This window comes from Variovorax sp. P4_B11, from assembly GCF_056402355.1.
The window spans coordinates 34,205-48,649 of the sequence record NZ_JBFUHO010000039.1 but is presented as its reverse complement, the minus strand read 5'-3'; the positions used below and the strand labels follow the sequence as shown (position 1 = coordinate 48,649).

Annotated in this window: 16 protein-coding genes; 12 read left to right on the top strand and 4 right to left on the bottom strand. The window is 67.8% G+C overall.

Annotation, left to right across the window (positions count from 1 at the left end):
* Window positions 1-31: 31 nt before the first annotated feature.
* The 9 genes from AC1DYD_RS27725 (at window position 32) to AC1DYD_RS27685 (ending at window position 7,754) form a co-directional block, all read left to right on the top strand.
* Window positions 32-919, top strand: a complete 888-nt coding sequence (locus AC1DYD_RS27725) for an XdhC family protein (protein ID WP_478175968.1) — start codon at window positions 32-34, stop codon at window positions 917-919.
* A gap of 1 nt (window position 920) precedes the next feature.
* A complete protein-coding gene (locus AC1DYD_RS27720) occupies window positions 921-1,592 on the top strand; it encodes a nucleotidyltransferase family protein (protein WP_478175967.1) in 672 nt (223 codons plus the stop codon).
* Window positions 1,593-1,729: 137 nt separating this feature from the next.
* Window positions 1,730-1,894, top strand: a complete 165-nt coding sequence (locus AC1DYD_RS27715) for an FmdB family zinc ribbon protein (protein WP_478175966.1) — start codon at window positions 1,730-1,732, stop codon at window positions 1,892-1,894.
* A gap of 178 nt (window positions 1,895-2,072) precedes the next feature.
* On the top strand, window positions 2,073-2,753 hold the full coding sequence (locus tag AC1DYD_RS27710; RefSeq protein WP_478175965.1) for a redoxin domain-containing protein: 681 nt from the start codon (window positions 2,073-2,075) through the stop codon (window positions 2,751-2,753).
* Between the two features lie 149 nt (window positions 2,754-2,902).
* The gene (locus tag AC1DYD_RS27705; RefSeq protein ID WP_478175964.1) at window positions 2,903-3,556 is read left to right on the top strand and encodes a hydrolase; all 654 of its coding nucleotides are present in this window, start codon (window positions 2,903-2,905) and stop codon (window positions 3,554-3,556) included.
* Window positions 3,557-3,571: 15 nt separating this feature from the next.
* Window positions 3,572-3,871 carry a XapX domain-containing protein gene (locus AC1DYD_RS27700; RefSeq protein WP_478175963.1) on the top strand — a complete coding sequence of 100 codons (300 nt, stop codon included), beginning with the start codon at window positions 3,572-3,574 and terminating at the stop codon, window positions 3,869-3,871.
* On the top strand, window positions 3,864-5,747 hold the full coding sequence (locus AC1DYD_RS27695; protein WP_478175962.1) for an amidohydrolase: 1,884 nt from the start codon (window positions 3,864-3,866) through the stop codon (window positions 5,745-5,747). The genes AC1DYD_RS27700 and AC1DYD_RS27695 overlap by 8 nt, the downstream gene beginning before the upstream one ends.
* A gap of 2 nt (window positions 5,748-5,749) precedes the next feature.
* On the top strand, window positions 5,750-6,157 hold the full coding sequence (locus tag AC1DYD_RS27690) for a DoxX family protein (RefSeq protein WP_478175961.1): 408 nt from the start codon (window positions 5,750-5,752) through the stop codon (window positions 6,155-6,157).
* Entirely contained in the window at window positions 6,147-7,754 is a 1,608-nt protein-coding gene (locus tag AC1DYD_RS27685; protein ID WP_478175960.1) for an MFS transporter, read from the top strand. The genes AC1DYD_RS27690 and AC1DYD_RS27685 overlap by 11 nt, the downstream gene beginning before the upstream one ends.
* A 45-nt stretch (window positions 7,755-7,799) precedes the next feature.
* Here the strand turns inward: AC1DYD_RS27685 and AC1DYD_RS27680 are convergent, their stop codons facing one another.
* Window positions 7,800-8,735, bottom strand: coding sequence for a LysR substrate-binding domain-containing protein (locus AC1DYD_RS27680; protein WP_478175959.1), 936 nt, complete (start codon window positions 8,733-8,735; stop codon window positions 7,800-7,802).
* Window positions 8,736-8,848: 113 nt separating this feature from the next.
* Here AC1DYD_RS27680 and AC1DYD_RS27675 point away from each other — a divergent pair, with 113 nt between their 5' ends.
* Window positions 8,849-9,937: a tartrate dehydrogenase gene (locus tag AC1DYD_RS27675; RefSeq protein WP_478175958.1), complete on the top strand. Its 1,089-nt coding sequence runs from the start codon at window positions 8,849-8,851 to the stop codon at window positions 9,935-9,937.
* 224 nt (window positions 9,938-10,161) lie between these two features.
* Window positions 10,162-11,139, top strand: coding sequence for a Bug family tripartite tricarboxylate transporter substrate binding protein (locus AC1DYD_RS27670; RefSeq protein WP_478175957.1), 978 nt, complete (start codon window positions 10,162-10,164; stop codon window positions 11,137-11,139).
* Between the two features lie 18 nt (window positions 11,140-11,157).
* Here AC1DYD_RS27670 and AC1DYD_RS27665 read toward each other — a convergent pair whose 3' ends face one another.
* A complete protein-coding gene (locus tag AC1DYD_RS27665; RefSeq protein ID WP_478175956.1) occupies window positions 11,158-12,147 on the bottom strand; it encodes a helix-turn-helix domain-containing protein in 990 nt (329 codons plus the stop codon).
* 371 nt (window positions 12,148-12,518) lie between these two features.
* Between AC1DYD_RS27665 and AC1DYD_RS27660 the strand changes: the two genes are divergently transcribed.
* Entirely contained in the window at window positions 12,519-12,920 is a 402-nt protein-coding gene (locus AC1DYD_RS27660) for a nuclear transport factor 2 family protein (protein ID WP_478175955.1), read from the top strand.
* A 135-nt stretch (window positions 12,921-13,055) separates the two neighbouring features.
* On the opposite strand, the gene AC1DYD_RS27655 is transcribed toward AC1DYD_RS27660, so the two are convergent.
* Both AC1DYD_RS27655 and AC1DYD_RS27650 read right to left on the bottom strand, forming a co-directional pair.
* On the bottom strand, window positions 13,056-13,343 hold the full coding sequence (locus AC1DYD_RS27655) for an acylphosphatase (RefSeq protein ID WP_478175954.1): 288 nt from the start codon (window positions 13,341-13,343) through the stop codon (window positions 13,056-13,058).
* A 41-nt stretch (window positions 13,344-13,384) separates the two neighbouring features.
* A complete protein-coding gene (locus AC1DYD_RS27650; protein ID WP_478175953.1) occupies window positions 13,385-14,440 on the bottom strand; it encodes an RNA methyltransferase in 1,056 nt (351 codons plus the stop codon).
* Window positions 14,441-14,445 lie beyond the last annotated feature (5 nt).

Below are 14,445 nucleotides of genomic sequence, written 5' to 3'. Positions count from 1 at the left end.
TCGCGGGCATCCCCCTGAAGGAGAAGATGACATGAACCACGCCGACACCGTCCTCGAGGCCGCGCGCCGGCTGCAGCAGGCCGGTACGCCCTGCGCGCTGGTCAGCGTCGTGAAGGCGCTGCCGCCCGCGTCCGCGCATCCGGGCGACAAGGCGGTCGTCACCGCCGCCGGCGAGATGCATGGCTGGGTCGGCGGCGGCTGCGCGCAGCCGGCGGTGATCCGCACCGTGCGCCAGGCGCTGGCCGACGGCCGCGCGCGGATGATCCGCATCGCGCCGGCCGAGGAGGGCCACGAACGCGACCTGGGCGACGTGCTCGAGTTCGGCATGGCCTGCCACTCCGGCGGCACGCTGGAGCTGTTCGTCGACCCGCTGCTGCCGCGCGCGGAGCTGGTGGTGATCGGCAGCTCGCCGGTGGCCGCGAGCCTGGTGCAGCTCGGGCCGCGCGTCGGCTTCTCGGTGACGCTGGTCGCCCAGGGCGCGAAGGCGGCGGACCATCCCGATGCCTGCCGGGTCATCGACCGCGACGATGCGGCCACCGTGCTGCCGCAGGTCGGCGCCGGCGCCTGGGTCGTCATCGCAACGCAGGGGCGCCGGGACCTGCAGGCGCTGGGACTGGCGCTGTCGTTGAATGCGCGGCAGGTGTCCTTCGTCGCCAGCGCGCGCAAGGCGCAGGTGCTGAAGGATTCGTTGATCACCGCGGGTGCCGATGCGGTCGCCGTGGCTGCGATCGTGGCGCCGGCGGGCTACCCGATTTCGGCGACGACGCCGGAGGAGATCGCGCTGTCGGTGCTGGCGGCGGTGGTGTCGAACCGACGCCGATCCGCCGCGTCGCCTGCGCATCAGCCGGAGGGCGAGGTTGCGCTTCCTCGCCCGGCGGTGGCTGCGCTGCCGGCCAGGTCGCCGTGCTGCGGAGACTGACATGGGCTGCATCCTCAAGGGCGGCGGCGGTCTCTATTCGCGGCTCGTGGTGGGCGCCGTGCTACTGGCCGCAGGGGCCGGCAGACGGCTCGGCGGACGGCCCAAGTCGCTGCTCGAACTCGGCGGCGTGCCGCTGATCCGGCGCCAGCTCATCGCGCTGTCGGGCGCGGGCGTCGACGAGGTGGTCGTGGTGCTCGGCCATCACGCCGAGGCGATCGAGGCGGCGGTGCGCGAATTCCCGGTCACGCTGGCGCGCAACCCGGCGCCGGACGACGGCCAGGCCTCGTCGGTGCGCATCGGCCTGCAGGCGCTTTCGGGCCGGCTCGACGCGGTGGTCGTCGCGCTGGCCGACCAGCCGATGATCAACGCGCAGGACATCACGGCGCTGATCGGCGCCTTCAAGAAGCGTGGCGAGGCGTCGATGGTGGTGCCCCGCGTGGCCGGCGAGCCGGGCAATCCGGTCATCTTCGAGGCCGGATTGCGCGATCAGTGGCTGGCCGGGGAGGTCGATGGCGCCTGCCGCCGCTGGCGCGAAGCCCATCCGGAGCAGGTGCACTGGCTCGACACCGACAACCGGCGCTATCGCGTCGACATCGACACGCCCGAAGACCTCGAGCGCTTCGCCGAGCGAACCGGTCACGTGCTGCGCTGGCCTGCGGCCGCGATGGCTTGAAACCGCACTCCGATTCCGGACTGACGAGAAACGTGCAAGAGTTTCCAACTCGGCGGCATCGTCGTAGGATCAACGAGGAGGGGCGCCGGCATTCACGGTTGCAACTGCGCCTCTCGCAACCGTCATGGAGAAGCGCCATGCCTACGTACCAGTATCGTTGCGTGAAGTGCGGCGAGGTTTTCGACCACATCGAACACGTCGCCGAGCATGAGACTGCCCGCTTGCAATGCCCGAAGTGCGGCAGTGATGCCGTTCAGCACCAGCCGACGCAGTTCTTTGCGAAAACATCCAAGAAGAGCTAGGCCTCGCTTCGAGCCAGATACCGGCTGCATGAAGCAATGTTTCGATAGATTGCGAGTGCCTGCGCGACTCGGACGGTAGGTGGCGCGTCACGCGAGCTCGAGCGTTGTGCCGGCCTGTGACAAGTGATACGGTCGGCCTTCCGCTCTTCAACTGGACGACACCCAAAGGAGATGTTCCATGGGAGACCAGAGACGCCCCTTGCAGCCGGGCGAGCTTGCGCCCGCGTTCGCGCTTCGCGCGGCCAACATCGAAGGAATGGTCTCCCTGGACAGCTTGCGCGGTCGCCCGTTCCTGATCGGCTTCTATCGCGGGCTGCATTGCCCGTTCTGCCGGCGCCAGGTGCTGCAGCTTGCCGGCGTACAGGCGCCCTTGCGCGCAATGGGGGTCGAGACCTTCGCCGTGATCAACACGCCGGTGGAACATGCCAGCCTGTATTTTCGCCACCGGCCGACGCCGGTCACGCTGCTGTGCGACCCGGATTGCCTCACGCACCGGGCCTTCGGCGTGCCGTATCTCGAGTTCCTGCCCGATGGCAGCAGCGAGCGCCCCGAATGGCCCTATCGCGCAAGCATGGCGCAATTCGAGGCGGCGCGAATCAATCCTGGCGGTGTGTTGCCGGAACCGATGCAGCCGATGGAAGCCAACACCGCACTCAACGCCAAGGACGGGTTCGAGCTTGACGAAACCGACGATGCCATCTTCGCAAGCCACGGCACTCAGCTGGTCGGACACTTCCTGGTCGACGCGGCCGGCAGGGTCCGCTGGGTGCAGATCGAGGCGCGCGACGGGCCGAACAGCCTTTGCATCTTTCCGGATGCGGCGCAGATCGTCGCCGCCGCCGGCAGCCTTGCAGATTGACCTGCAGCGGACCGTCCGGCGCGAGCGTCGCCGTCAGCGCACAAACGGTAAAAACGGCGCCACATTGTTCAAGCCGGCGAGGTCTGCGTACCGTAGCCTCGGGCAACTTCCCACCGCAGACCTGCTCTGCTTCTCGAAAGGACCCAGCCATGCCGATCACCGCCAAGCCCACCCCGGGCGCCAAGCTCCTCACGCCGACCGATCACACGCTGATCATGATCGACTTCCAGTCGCAGATGGCCTTCGCGACGCACTCGATCGATGCCGTCACGCTGCGCAACAATGCGGCGCTGGTGGCGCATTCGGCCGCCGGCTTCGGGGCCTCGACCATCCTCACGACGGTGGCCGAGAAGAGCTTCTCGGGCCCGATGTTCGACGAGATCAAGGCCGCCTTCCCCGAGCAGGCAATGCTCGACCGCACCTCCATGAACACCTGGGAGGACGCCGCCGTGATCCGGAAGGTCAACGAGATCGGCAAGTCGCGCATCGTGCTGTGCGGGCTCTGGACCGGGGTCTGCATCGTCGGCCCGGCGCTGTCGGCGCTCGACCAGGGCTTCGAGGTCTTCGTGATCGCCGACGCCTGCGGCGACGTCTCGGCCGAGGCCCACAACCGGGCGATGGACCGCATGGTGCAGGCCGGCGCCCAGCCCATGACCTCGTTGCAGTACCTGCTGGAGTTGCAGCGCGACTGGGCCCGCACCGGCACCTACGACATGACCACCGGCATCGCGAAGAAGTTCGGCGGGGCCTACGGCCTGGGCATCATCTACGCCAAGACCATGTTCGGCGCCCACGAAGGCTGAAGGGGAGCCACGCGAATGAAGCCCTACCTCGTTTCGTTGGCGCTCGGCGTGCTGGTGGGCGTCATCTACGCGCTCTTCAGCGTGCGCTCGCCGGCGCCGCCGATCATCGCGCTGGTCGGCCTGCTGGGCATCCTGGCCGGCGAGCAGCTGCCGCCGCTGGCCAAGCGCCTGTTCGACCGCAGCCCGACATCGACCTCCTGGCTGCAGCACCAGGTCAAGCCGCACATGTTCGGGCGCCTGCCCGAATGCGCCAAGGAAGCGCTCCCGCCGAGCGCGGGCGCTGCCGTCGCCAGTGGGGAGCAGGGCCGTGGCTGAGTCGCCGTCGCTGGTCCTCCACAACGGGCGCATCACCACGCTGGACCGCGCCAACCCGGTCGCCAGCGCGGTGGCCGTCACCGACGGGCGCTTCAGCCGTGTCGGCCGCGACGAGGACGTCCTGCCGCTGGCCGGTCCCGCGACCCGCGTGATCGACCTCCAGGGCCGGCCGGTGCTGCCGGGCTTGATCGACAACCACCTGCACATCATCCGCGGCGGCCTCAACTTCAACCTCGAGCTGCGCTGGGACGGCGTGCGCAGCCTGGCCGACGCGATGGGCATGCTCAAGCGCCAGGTGGCGATCACGCCGGCGCCGCAGTGGGTGCGCGTGGTGGGCGGCTTCAGCGAGCACCAGTTCGCCGAGAAGCGGCTGCCGACCCTCGACGAGCTCAATGCCGTGGCGCCCGACACGCCGGTGTTCCTGCTGCACCTGTACGACCGCGCCCTGCTCAACGGCGCGGCCCTGCGCGCGGTCGGCTACACGCGCGAGACGCCGGCGCCGCCGGGCGGCGAGATCGTGCGCGACAGCGCCGGCAACCCGACCGGGCTGCTGCTGGCCAAGCCGAACGCGAGCATCCTGTATGCGACGCTGGCCAAGGGGCCGAAGCTGCCCTTCGACTACCAGCTCAACTCGACGCGCCACTTCATGCGCGAGCTCAACCGGCTCGGCGTCACCGGCGCCATCGACGCCGGCGGCGGCTTCCAGAACTTCCCCGAGGACTACCAGGTCATCCAGCAGCTGGCCGACGCCGGCCAACTGACCATTCGGCTGGCCTACAACCTGTTCACGCAGAAGCCCAAGCAGGAGAAGCAGGACTTCCTGAACTGGACCGCGACGTCCAACTACAAGCAGGGCGACGACTACTTCCGCCACAACGGCGCCGGCGAGATGCTGGTGTTCTCGGCCGCCGACTTCGAGGACTTCCGCCAGCCGCGTCCCGACATGGGGCCCGAGATGGAGGGCGATCTCGAGGAGGTGGTGCGCGTGCTGGTGCAGAACCGCTGGCCGTGGCGCATGCACGCCACCTACGACGAGACCATCGAGCGTGCGCTCGACGTCTTCGAGAAGGTGAACCGCGACACGCCGCTGGCCGGGCTGAACTGGTTCTTCGACCACTGCGAGACCATCTCCGAGAAGTCGATCGACCGCATCGCGGCGCTCGGCGGCGGCATCGCGGTGCAGCACCGCATGGCCTACCAGGGCGAATACTTCGTCGAGCGCTACGGGGCGGCGGCGGCCGAGGCGACGCCGCCGGTCAAGCGCATGCTCGAGAAGGGCGTGAAGGTCTCGGCCGGCACCGACGCCACGCGGGTGGCTTCCTACAACCCCTGGGTGTCGCTGTCGTGGCTGGTCACGGGCAAGACCGTCGGCGGCCTGCAGATCACGCCGCAGCGCAATTGCCTGGACCGCGAGGCGGCGCTGCGCATGTGGACCGAGCACGTGACCTGGTTCTCCAACGAGGTTGGCAAGAAGGGCCGGATCGAGGCCGGGCAACTGGCCGACCTGATCGTGCCCGACCGCGACTTCTTCGCCTGCCCCGAGTCCGAGATCGCCGACACCACGGCGCTGCTCACGGTGGTGGGCGGCAAGGTGGTCTACGGTGCCGGCGACTTCGCGGTGCACGATGAGGGCGCGCCGCCGCCGGCGATGCCGGACTGGTCGCCGGTGCGCCGCTTCGGCGGCTACGCGGGCTGGGGCGATGCCGAGGGCGCGCCGCTGCAGGCCACGCTGCGTCAGGCGGCCCAGGCCTGTGGCTGCGCCAACGACTGCAACGTGCACGGCCATCGGCATGCCACGGCCTGGAGCAGCCGACTGCCCGTGGCCGACCTCCAGAGCTTCTGGGGCGCGCTCGGCTGCGCCTGCTGGGCGGTCTGAGGATGCAGGCGCTTCGCCGTCTCTTCACCGCGCGCGCCGTGCACTGGCTCGCGCTGTTGTTGCTGTGCGCAGCCTACCTGCAGGGCGCCTTCGACAAGGCCACCGACTTCGCGTCGGCGATCGGCGAGATGCAGCACTTCGGCCTGGCGCCGGCGGCGCCGCTGGCCGTGGCCGTGATCGCCTTCGAGTTCGGCGCCTCGCTGATGATCCTGACCGGCTTCCACCGCTGGCTCGGCGCGCTGGGGCTGGCCGGTTTCACGCTCATGGCCACTTTCGTGGCCAACCGTTTCTGGGAGCTCGGGCCGCCCGATCGCTTCATGGCAGCCAATGCCTTCTTCGAGCACTGGGGGCTCGTCGGCGGCTTCCTGCTGGTCGCCTGGCATGATCTGCGGGCACCCGATGAGCACTGACCCTTCGACCCCGGCCTCTGCCGCTGCCGCCACGAGCGGCAGCTTCGCACCGTTGCGCCAGCCCGTGTTCGCCGTGCTGTGGGGGGCCACCGTGCTGGGCAACGTGGGCAGCTTCATGCGCGACGTCGCCAGCGCCTGGATGGTCACCGAGCTGTCGACCAGCCCGACCGCGGTGGCCTTGGTGCAGACCGCCGCCACGCTGCCGATCTTCCTGCTGGCGATCCCGGCCGGTGTGCTGTCGGACATCCTCGACCGGCGCCGCTTCCTGATCTTCATCCAGTTCATGCTGGCCGCGGTCAGCGGTACCCTGCTGCTGCTCGCGAGCACCAAGGCGCTGACGGTCGAATACCTGATCGCGCTGACTTTCGTCGGCGGCATCGGCGCCGCGCTGATGGGGCCGACCTGGCAGTCGATCGTGCCCGAACTGGTGCCGCGCGCCGACCTCAAGAACGCGGTGGCGCTGAATTCGCTCGGCATCAATATCGCGCGCGCCATCGGCCCGGCCGCCGGCGGCCTGCTGCTGGCGAGTTTCGGCGCCGCCGCAGCCTACGGCGCCGACGTGCTGAGCTACGTGTTCGTGATTGCGGCGCTGCTGTGGTGGAAGCGGCCGCCGACGCCCGACAGCGGCCTGACGGAGCAGTTCTTCGGCGCCTTCCGGGCCGGCCTGCGCTACGCCCGCGCCAGCCGCGAGCTGCACGTGGTGCTGCTGCGCGCGGCCGTGTTCTTCCTGTTCGCAAGTTCGGTCTGGGCCTTGCTGCCGCTGGTGGCGCGCCGGATGCTGGGCGGCACGGCCGGCTTCTACGGCCTGATGCTGGGCGCGGTCGGCGTCGGGGCGATCCTCGGTGCCTTGCTGCTGCCCAGGCTGCGCACCAAGCTCGACGCCGACGGCCTGGTGCTGCTCGCATCGCTGCTGTCGGCGCTGGTGATGGCGGTGCTCGCGAGCGCACCGCCGCAATGGCTGGCGGTCCTGCTCATGCTGCTGCTGGGCAGCGGCTGGATCATCGCGCTCACCACGCTCAACGGCGTGGCCCAGGGGGTGCTGCCGAACTGGGTGCGCGGCCGGGGCCTGGCGATCTACCTGACCGTCTTCAACGGCGCCATGGCCGCGGGCAGTCTGGGCTGGGGGCTGGTGGCGCAGACGATCGGCGTGCCGGTCACCTTGCTGGCCGGTGCCGCCGGGTTGACGGCGGTGGCCTTCGCATTCCATCGCATCCGGCTGCCGACCGGCGAGGCCGACCTGCAGGCCTCCAACCACTGGCCCGAACCCTTGCTCGACGAGCCGGTCGCGAACGACCGCGGGCCGGTCATGGTGCAGATCGAATACCGCATCCGCAAGGAAGACCGGCCGGCCTTCCTGCGGGCGCTGAAGTCCTTGTCGCTGGAACGCCGGCGCGACGGCGCCTACGCCTGGGGCATCACCGAGCACACCCACGAGCCCGAGCGCCTGATGGAGTGGTTCCTGGTCGAGTCGTGGGCCGAGCACCTGCGCCAGCACCAGCGCGTGTCGAAGGCCGATGCCGACCTGCAGCACGAGGCGGTGCGCTTCCACATCGGGCCCGAGGCGCCGGTGGTCCACCATTTCCTGGCGCTGGACTGAAACCCACCACGGTCCGCCACGACGGCCGCGGTGCTTTGAGTCTGGCTATGGGCGGGAGGCCGCCGACGCCGCCCGCTGCGTGAACGACAGCGCCAGGAAATCCACGAAGGCCCGCACCCGGGCCGCAAGCTGGTGCCGCTGCGGATACACCGCGTAGATGTCGGCGTCCGGCGTGAAGTACTGTGGCAAGACTTGGACCAAACGGCCATTGCGAAGGTAGCGCTCGATGTCCCACTCGGCCCGCATCAGGATGCCGTGACCGTCGAGGGCCCAGTTCACCGCGATCTCGCCATCGTTGGTGGCCAGGTTCCCTCGCGTCTTCACCGCCTCGGTGCTGGCATTCCGGCCGCTGCCGCTGGCGAGGCGCCAAACGCCGTAGGCCTCTTCGCCCTGGCGGATCCCGATGCAGTTGTGCCGGGTCAGGTCGTTGGGGACCTTGGGGATGCCGTGCTTCGCCAGATAGGCCGGCGCAGCGCACAACAGGCGCCGGTTGGCGGCGATGTTCCTGGCGATCACCCGACTGTCCGGAGGAGCGCCGAAACGCACGCAGACGTCGAACAGATCCTCGGTCGGCGCGGGCGGATTCACCGAGAGCTGCAGCTGGACTTCCACTTCCGGGTACTCGCGAACGAACTTCGAGATCAGCGGCGCCACATGACTGCGGCCGAAGCCCAGCGTCGCATTCACCCGGAGCAGGCCCTTCGGCCTCGCCTTCGAAACCCCAAGCAGTTCCTCCATCCCGTCGATCTCGCCAAGGATCCTTCGGGCATGCGCCAGGTACAGCTCGCCTTCAGGCGTCAGGCTCATGCGGCGCGTCGACCGATTGACCAGCAAGACCCCGATCCTCGACTCCATCAGGGCCAGGTGCTTGCTCACGGCAGGGGTGGTGACACCGAGCTCGCGCGCGGCCGCGCTGAGGCTTCCGGCGCTCGCCAGCGTCGAAAAGAAGCCCAGATCGGCCGGAAGGATGGCGTGGGTCATGGCGGCTCCACTGTTGAACTCAAGTTAACAATGGATTCACTTTAGCGCCGATCCAGCAGGCCGTCGATTTTCTACATTCACTGGACCCACCCACTATCGAAGGGAGACACACCATGAAGACGTACAAGATCGCAACCATCCCCGGCGACGGCATCGGCAAGGAAGTCGTGCCGGCCGGCCAGCAAGTGCTGGAAGCGCTGGCTTCGGCAAGCAGCAGCTTCAAGTTCCAGTTCGAGAACTTCGACTGGGGCGGCGACTACTTCCGCGAGCACGGCGTGATGATGCCGGACGACGGCCTCGACGCCTTGCGCGACAAGGACGCGATCCTGTTCGGCTCGGCCGGCGACCCGCACATCCCCGACCACATCACCCTCTGGGGCCTGCGCCTGAAGATCTGCCAGGGCTTCGACCAGTACGCCAACGTCCGCCCCACGCGCATCCTGCCGGGCATCGACGCCCCGCTGAAGCGCTGCGGCCCGGATGACCTCAACTGGGTCATCGTTCGCGAGAACTCCGAAGGCGAATACTCCGGCGTCGGCGGCCGCGTGCACCAGGGTCACCCGATCGAGGCCGCCACCGACGTCTCGATGATGACCCGCGCCGGCGTCGAGCGCATCATGCGCTTCGCTTTCAAGCTGGCCCAGTCGCGTCCCCGCAAGCTGCTGACCGTCATCACGAAGAGCAACGCCCAGCGCCACGCGATGGTGATGTGGGACGAGATTGCGCTGCAGATCTCCAAGGAGTTCCCGGACGTGACCTGGGACAAGGAACTGGTCGACGCCTCGACCGCGCGCATGATCAACCGGCCGGCTTCGCTGGACACCATCGTGGCGACCAACCTGCATGCCGACATCCTGAGCGATCTGGCCGCCGCACTGGCAGGCAGCCTCGGCATCGCCCCCACCGGCAACATCGATCCCGAGCACCGCTACCCGTCGATGTTCGAGCCGATCCACGGCTCTGCCTTCGACATCATGGGCAAGGGCCTGGCCAACCCGGTCGGCACCTTTTGGTCGGTCGTCATGCTGCTGGAGCACCTGGGCGAGACCGAAGCCGCCAAGCGCGTCATGCAGGCAGTCGAGGCCGTGACGGCCGACACCTCGCTCCACACCCGCGACCTGGGCGGCACCGCCACGACGGCACAGGTCACCAGGGCGGTGTGCGACCAAGTCACCGGCGGCGCCCAGCGCAAGGCGGCCTGAGGGCCGCCGTCCCCCGCCCGCACGCAGCGGCCGCGATCGCAGGCCGGTGTTCATCGAGGCCGAACTCGGCGCCGACGCGTCCTTTGCAGGGCGAAACGCTCCGCGCTGGTCGCATCTGGCGGCGTCTTGACTATTGAACTCAAGTTAACGACGGATTCACTTTTCACCCCGGATTGAAAACCTCTGCATCCCTACAGCCGCATCACACCCACAAGGAGACAACCGTGAAGACTTCGACATTCCGGCCCCGCATCGCCTCGACGGCGATCGCCCTCGGCTTCGCTGCCTCGCTCGCTGCGGCGCAGGCCTACCCTGCCAAGCCCATCACCTTGGTCGTTCCGTTCCCGCCTGGCGGAAGCTCGGACGCGCTGGCACGCGCGATCACCACGCCGCTGTCGCAGAGCATCGGTCAGCCGGTGATCGTGGAGAGCAAGCCGGGCGCGGGTGCGACGGTCGGCGCCGACTATGTCGCCAAGGCCAGGCCGGATGGCTACACGCTGCTGATGGGGGCGGTGCACCATACGATCGCCACCAGCGTGTACAAGAAGCTGCCCTACGACTTCGAGAAGAGCTTCGCGCCGATCACCACCGTGGCCCTGGTGCCCAACGTGCTGGTGGTCAACGCCAAGTCCCCGGCGACCGACGTGAAGAGCCTCGTGGCGCTCGCCAAGGCATCGCCGGGGAAGCTGTCGTATGGCTCGAACGGCAACGGCACGGTGCAGCACCTGATCGGCACGCAGTTCTCCAGCATGGCTGGCGTCGAGCTCCTGCACGTCCCCTACAAGGGCAGCGCACCGCTGACCACCGACCTGCTCGGCGGGCAGGTCGACATGTCCTTCGATACGCTGACGCCGCTGGTGCAGCACATCAAGGGCGGCAAGCTGCGTGCCTTGGCCGTCACCACGGCCAAGCGGTCGAGCACGCTGCCTGATGTGCCCACCTTGGCCGAGGCGGGCATCAAGGACTTCAACCAGGGGACATGGTTCGGCATCCTGGCGCCGGTGGGAACGCCCAAGGAGGTGGTCACGAAGCTCAACGCCGAGATGGTGAAGATCATCCAGTCGCCGGAGTTCAAGAAGCGCATGGAAGAGATCGGCGCCGAACCGGTGGGCGACAGCCCCGATCAGATGGCCGCGCAGATCAAGGACGACACGACCAGGTACGCGAAGCTGGTCAAGGATGCGAAGGTCGCCATCGATTGAGGGGGCGAAGCCGGCCGCTCACGCCTCGTCGCTCTGCCCGTGGCCGTCCTGCGAACTGGCGCAGGTGCGGCCTCGCATCGTCTGTGACGGCAATTCTCCGAACAGCGCCTGGTACCGTTGAGCAAAGTGGCTCAGATGGTTGAATCCTCTGTCTGCGGCCGCCTGCGCAATGTTCAGGTCCACCGCTCGCGTCGACATCAACTGCCGACGCACGGCGTTGAGCCTCACGCAGCGCAGATAGTGCACAGGCGTCGCGTCGGCGACCTGCCTGAAGCTGTTCTGCAAGGTGCGCCGGCTCGTGCGAAGGCGCAGGCACAGTTCCTCTACGCCAGGTGGGGAATCCCCACTGTCTGCCACCATCCGATGGCATTGCGCGACGATGAAACTGGCCGAAGCGCTCCCGACGGGCTGCCTCGCGTCGGCGGCACCATCGAACAGTTCGCAAAGCGCTTCGAACACGCCGCGGGACACTGACTGGCCGTTGATCGCTTCCGATTTGCATGGATCGGCTGTCGCCGTCTCATCGAACAACGAAAGCAGGTCATACCGCAATCGCTGCATCGCGCGACCCGGGGCTCGCAGCACGGAGCGGGACAGTAGAGCCCGGGCGCCCGGTGCCCACGGCCGTTCGTCAGACAGGCGACGAAATTCGTCGAGCTCGAACGTCACCGCCATCAGTTCCATCCCTTTCGGCCGTTGTAGCGTGAACTCGTCGCCGCCGCGAAGAACGACGACGCTGTCCTCGTGCATTTCGTGCCCTTGCATTCGGGGCGTTCCAGCGAGCTTCCCAAGCGGGATCGCGAAGCAGATCTTGCCGTTGGGCAGACAGCCCTGTTGAATCACCCGCTCACTCATCCACTTGCGAAAGACATGGATGCTGTCCGTCGTCACCTCGGCGAGCGAACTGTGCATGGCCCCCGGCGACACCTGCAGATAGCGTTGATTCCACTCCGGCGCCGAGGCGCCATGCACGTGGAAGTCGTCGAATACGTCCAGTTTGAGTGTCATGCGATGTTCGGAGGCGGCGCTGCAATCGAAGAATAGCCAAGGGCCTGTTTACACTATTTCCGCGACCCGGGAAATAGTGTGAACAGGCCCTCGACCGGGACGCCGTGTCGCTTTGCCGATTTGGGCTAACGGAGCAGGGCGCTCGCGCTTCATAATTTGCGCACCTTCTCAGGCGAGAATTCTTTCCAGATGTGGACACGACGCATTTCGCGCCTCTTGGCGCTCGTGCTGGCGTTGACGCTCGCAGCCTGAGCCACGACATGCCGTTCTGGGGCGCGCGCAACGTGGACGGTCGTGGGTTCGACAAGGAAGAGAACAGGCCGACGAACCTGCAGATCCCGCTTGCGCGCAACTAGGTCTGGAGAACGAAAGTGAGTCTGTCCATCGAAGCGAGAAACAAGGCGCTGGTCCTCGAGGCCTTCGACGCATTGTTCAACCAGCGCGACTACGCGAAGGCCGAACGCTACTGGTCGCCGAACTACATCCAGCACAGTGCTCACATTTCGCCGGGCCGCGACGGGCTTTTCAACCTGATCAAGAGCCTGCCGGCGTCGCTGCGCTACGAGCCGGGCCTGATCATGGCCGAGGGCGACCACGTGATGATCCACGGCCGTTTCTGGGGTGAACACCGTCCGGTGAACTGGATCGGGGTGGACATCCTGCGCATCGCCGACGGCGTTCTGGTCGAGCATTGGGACGTGCTGCAGGACGAGGCGACGCGGGCTGAATCGAAGAGCGGGCTGCCGATGTTCGGCGACGAGTTCCTTGCGTGAGCCTCAGCCTTCGACGCCGACCTCGATGACGTCGACCCGATCCGGGTAGAACGCCAGGTATTCCCGGATTGCCGATACGGCTGCACAAGAGCGAAGACAGCAAACTGGGGTCTTGAGCCGATCTCGTGGGTGGCGCTAAATCGTCGCGCGCTGCTCGAATCCTTCGGGTGCATGCGCATGTCCTTGCATCTCCAGAACCTCCACCCGTTCAACTCGCGCCTGCGGCGGGCCGCGGAGTGCCCACGCCACCAGCGCCTCTACCGCCGGGGCATCGCCGATGGCAAGGGCCTCCACCGTGCCGTCGCGGCGATTTCGCACCCAACCGCGCACGCCCAGCGCCTCGGCGGCTTGCGCCATCGACCAACGGTAACCCACGCCCTGCACGAGGCCGTGGACGATCAGATGCTTTTGGACGGGCGCCATGCCGGCACTGTAGTGCGGCAGCGTCGCATCTGCAGCGTTCTCTATGCGGTGGCTGCGGGTGCCTGACGCCCGTCCTGGGCCCTTCGGAGCAGCACGGGTACTTCGGCTGCACGCGCCCTCAACTGACCGCACCCGCCGTCGACATCCTGGCCGGCGGAATAGCGCAGCTTCGTGAGGATGCCCCGTTGGTGCAGCGTGGCAGCAATCTCTTTGCAGCGCTCCCATGGCGGGCGACTGAACGCCGCGCCATCCACCGCGTTGAAGGGGATCATGTTCAGCACGCCGTACTTGCCGGCGAGGAGGCGGACGATGCCTTCGATCTCGTCCACCCCATCGTTGACACCTTCCAGCAGCGTCCACTGGTACTGGATCGGGTAGCCGGTCGCCCGGGCATAGCGTTCGCAGGCGGCGACCAGTTCCTCGGGCGTCATGTTCGGCGCGCGCGGAAGGAGTCTTCTGCGCAGCTCGGCCTGGGTCGTGTGCAACGAGAGTGCCAGCGCGGGCCTGACGCTTTGCTGGTGCAGTCGCTCGAACGCGCGTGGATCGCCCACGGTGGAGAACACCAGGTTCTTGTGGCCGATTCCGCCCGCCGTGCCGAGCAGGTCGATCGCCTCCATCACGTTGTCGAGGTTGTGGGCCGGTTCGCCCATGCCCATGAAGACCACCTTGCGCACCGGCCGTCGCATGCGCGCGAGGGCGACCTGGGCAATGATCTCGGCGCTTCCCAGTTGGCGCAGCAATCCGTCGCGACCCGTCATGCAGAAATGGCATCCGACGGCACACCCGAGCTGCGACGAGACGCAGAGACCGTCCCGGGGCAGCAACACGCTCTCGACGGTCTGGCCGTCCGCCAGGGCGACGAGCAGCCGCTCGGAACCATCGGCGCCGGGATGGACCGCGTGGATGCGCGCCAGTCCCGCGAGTTCGGCTTCGATGGACGGCAGGGCGGCCAGCAGCGACGACGGAAAAAAGCTCTCGGGTCGACGCCTGCCGCTGTCCCGGGGCAGCGCATGGGACCACAGCCGAAGGATCCGGTGCTCGTGGAGGGGACCCGCTCCGGCGTTCCGGAGCCGTCGTTTCAGTTCGTGGATTCGCATGCCGT